At 61.8% G+C, this 3104-nt stretch carries 4 protein-coding genes; all 4 read left to right on the top strand.

What is annotated here, in order from left to right:
* The first annotated feature begins 137 nt into the window (after nt 1-137).
* The 4 genes from tnpA to K3174_RS16690 are packed head-to-tail and all read left to right on the top strand — an operon-like array spanning nt 138 to nt 3078.
* Complete coding sequence (gene tnpA, locus K3174_RS16705) at nt 138-518, top strand: IS66-like element accessory protein TnpA (protein WP_221560580.1); 381 nt, start codon at nt 138-140, stop codon at nt 516-518.
* On the top strand, nt 515-862 hold the full coding sequence (tnpB, locus tag K3174_RS16700; RefSeq protein WP_221560579.1) for an IS66 family insertion sequence element accessory protein TnpB: 348 nt from the start codon (nt 515-517) through the stop codon (nt 860-862). The genes tnpA and tnpB overlap by 4 nt, the downstream gene beginning before the upstream one ends.
* Before the next feature lie 54 nt (nt 863-916).
* A complete protein-coding gene (gene tnpC / locus K3174_RS16695; RefSeq protein ID WP_221560578.1) occupies nt 917-2473 on the top strand; it encodes an IS66 family transposase in 1557 nt (518 codons plus the stop codon).
* On the top strand, nt 2470-3078 hold the full coding sequence (locus K3174_RS16690; RefSeq protein ID WP_221560577.1) for a plasmid pRiA4b ORF-3 family protein: 609 nt from the start codon (nt 2470-2472) through the stop codon (nt 3076-3078). Before tnpC ends, K3174_RS16690 begins: the two co-directional genes overlap by 4 nt.
* Nucleotides 3079-3104 lie beyond the last annotated feature (26 nt).

Here is a 3104-nt window from a genome sequence, read left to right as displayed (position 1 = left end):
GTAAGCGTGGCCTGGAGGCCGCCTTGCCACTCCCCGGTCGGATAGTCTGATTGCTGCTCTTTTGTGGAGCGGTGATGATGGACGATTTCGACGATCAGGAAGCGATCAGTCATACGACTGGTCATTTGAGTGGTCATATGACCAGTCGCGTCGAGATCGTGGGACGCATGTCGGGGCGCCGGCGCTGGACGGTGGAGCAGAAGCTGGCGATCCTGCGGGACGCCTTTGGGCCGGATGGCACGGTTCGGTCGGCGTGCGAACGGCATGAAGTCGGCAGCGGGCAGCTCTACACCTGGCGGCGCCTTGCGATGTCGGGGGAGTTGACCGGGACGAAGCGGGCCGCATTACCGGCATTTGCCGAGGTTGAGGTATCGGAGCCCTCACTCCCGGTTGCTCCACCTTCCGCGCGGGCGTCTGGCCGGATCGGGATCGAACTGCCTTCGGGTGTGAAGTTGACGGTGGACGCCGGGGTCGATGCCGATGCTTTGGCACGGGTGATCGTCGTGCTGTCCCGATGATCCCGCTGCCGCCTTCGACGCGCATCTATCTGGCCTGCGGAGCGACCGATATGAGGAAGGGGTTCAACGGCCTGGCGGTATTGGCGCAAGAAGTTTTGCACCAGAACCCGCATTGCGGCGCACTGTTCGCCTTTCGTGGCAAGCGCGGCGATCTGGTCAAGCTGCTCTGGTACGATGGCCAGGGCCTGTGCTTGTTCTCGAAGCGCATGGATCGTGGGCGGTTCGTCTGGCCGGTGACCAAGACGGGCAAGGTGAGCCTCACTTCAGCGCAGCTTTCCATGCTTTTGGAGGGTATCGATTGGCGCCGCCCCGAGCGCACATCGGTTCCGCTCCTGGCCGGATAAAGCGACAGGATTCCATTGGTTTTTCTGGCGTTGGACTGCCCGATTCGCTAGAGGATGACCGTGTCGGATCAAGCCTCTTCTTGCCAGGACAAGGATGCCCGGATCGCCGAACTGGAAGCGGCTCTGGCAGCCCGCGATACGCTGATCGAGACTCTGCGGTTCCAGCTTTCCCAACTCAAGCGGATGACCTTCGGCCAGTCGTCGGAGAAGCTCAGCCGTCAGATCGAACAGCTCGAACTGGCGCTTGAGGAACTGGAAGCTGAAGCCGGTGTTGCTGATGTTCCCGCGAGGGCAGCAGCAATCGGCAATGATCGCCCGACGCCGACCCGTCAGTTGCCCGAACATCTGCCGCGCATCGAACGCCGGATCGAACCGGAAGCGGGCAGTTGTACCTGCCCCGGTTGCGGCGGTACTTTACGCCCACTCGCCGAAGACAGCGACGAGATGCTCGATGTTGCCTCCATCCAGTGGCGCGTGATCCGCACCATACGGCCCAAGTACTCTTGCCGCTCTTGTGAGAAGATCGTCCAAGCCGCTGCTCCGGTGAAGGCCATCGCGCGCGGCAGAGCCAGCTTCGCAACTTTGGCCCATGTGGTCGTGAACAAGTTCGATCATCACCTGCCGCTCTATCGTCAGGCCGAGATGATGGCAGCACAAGGGATCGATATTGATCGATCCACCTTGTCCGGCTGGGCAGGACAGGCCGCTGCGCTGCTCGATCCCATCGTTACCCGCATTCGGGAAGAAGGCCTCAAGGCGTCCAAGATCCATGCCGACGACACCCCCGTGCCGATGCTGGTTCCGGGCAAGGGCAAGACCGCGCAAGGCAGGCTGTGGACCTATGTCGTCGATGATCGTCCATCAGGCGGCGCAGGTGCCGCACTGGTCTGGTACAGATTCACCCCTGACCGCAGCGGTATCCATCCCCAGTCTGAACTCAGGCAGTTCACCGGTCTGCTTCAGGCCGACGGTTATGCCGGCTTTGACAAGCTCTATGCCACGGGCCGCATCCGTGAAGTTGCCTGTTGGGCGCATTTCCGGCGCAAGATATTCGAGAACTACCAGAACAGCCCAACACCGCTGACCAGCAACCTGCTCGAACGGATTGGAAGGCTGTACCGGATCGAGGAAGAGATACGCGGCAGGCCACCCGATGTCCGTCGACGGCACCGCCAGGAGCAAAGCAAGCCCCAGATCGAGGAACTGCGCGTCGTGATCGACGATGCGCTGCGACGCCTGTCCTCTAAATCGTCGATGGCCAAGGCGCTCGCCTATGGCCGCAAGCGCTGGGCCGCGCTCACCCGTTACCTCGACGGGGGCATTGCCGAGATCGACAACAATATCGCTGAACGGGCCATGCGCTCCGTTGCCATCGGGCGGAAGAACTGGCTGTTCGCCGGTTCCAGGGCAGGCGGCGAGCGCGCAGCCGCGATCTATTCCGTAATCGAGACCTGCAAGCTCAATGGCATCGAGCCGCAAGCATACATCGCTGATGTGATTGAGAAGATCGCCAGTGACTGGCCCGCTTCGCGTTGGGACGAACTCATGCCTTGGAACTGGACAGCCGATGTAGCGCCAGTCAGCCCCATTGCCGTCAGGAGGGCGGCATGACCGACCGGATCGCCCGCCTGCACATCGCGCTTGCCGATACCGATCCGCTTATCTGGCGCAGGGTGGAGGTGCCTGTCGATGCTAGTCTCAAGATGCTGCACGATGTCATCCAGGCCGCAATGGGCTGGCTCGATTATCATCTCTGGGAGTTCGAGGCAGACGACCGGCGCTATGGCATGCTCGATCCCGACTGGCCCGACGATCGCCTGTTCGCGGCCAAGAACACCAAGCTCAAGGCGTTGCTCGAACGCGATATCCGCCAGTTCTTCTATACCTACGACATGGGCGACAACTGGGAGCATATCGTCACCCTCGAAGCTGTCGAAGAGGCCGCGCCTGGAGCCAAGTATCCCCGTTACGTCGAGGGCGAATACCGCGCCCCGCCCGAGGATTGCGGTGGCACGCCCGGCTTCGAAGCATTCCTCGATGCCATCGCTGACCCCAAACACCCCGAGCACGACGACGCCACCGAGTGGCATCTTGGCTGCTACGGCAAAGCATTCGATCCCAACGCAATCGACGAACGCGACGCCAAGCTCAGGATCGACAGCATCGCCAAACGCCGCGCAGCAGGCAAAGCCTCGAAAGCCAGAAAATCACGCTGACAAGGCGGCCTCCACGCCACGCTTAC

Origin of the sequence: Qipengyuania qiaonensis, from assembly GCF_019711515.1 — a bacterium.
Lineage (GTDB): Bacteria > Pseudomonadota > Alphaproteobacteria > Sphingomonadales > Sphingomonadaceae > Qipengyuania > Qipengyuania qiaonensis.
This window is presented reverse-complemented; position numbering and strand designations above follow the sequence as displayed.

Excerpts from the sequence above, each read along its gene's own strand:
- tnpA (WP_221560580.1), top strand. The coding sequence starts at position 138 with ATGACCAGTCGCGTCGAGATCGTGGGACGCATGTCGGGGCGCCGGCGC.
- tnpB (WP_221560579.1), top strand. The coding sequence starts at position 515 with ATGATCCCGCTGCCGCCTTCGACGCGCATCTATCTGGCCTGCGGAGCG.
- tnpC (WP_221560578.1), top strand. The coding sequence starts at position 917 with ATGACCGTGTCGGATCAAGCCTCTTCTTGCCAGGACAAGGATGCCCGG.
- K3174_RS16690 (WP_221560577.1), top strand. The coding sequence starts at position 2,470 with ATGACCGACCGGATCGCCCGCCTGCACATCGCGCTTGCCGATACCGAT.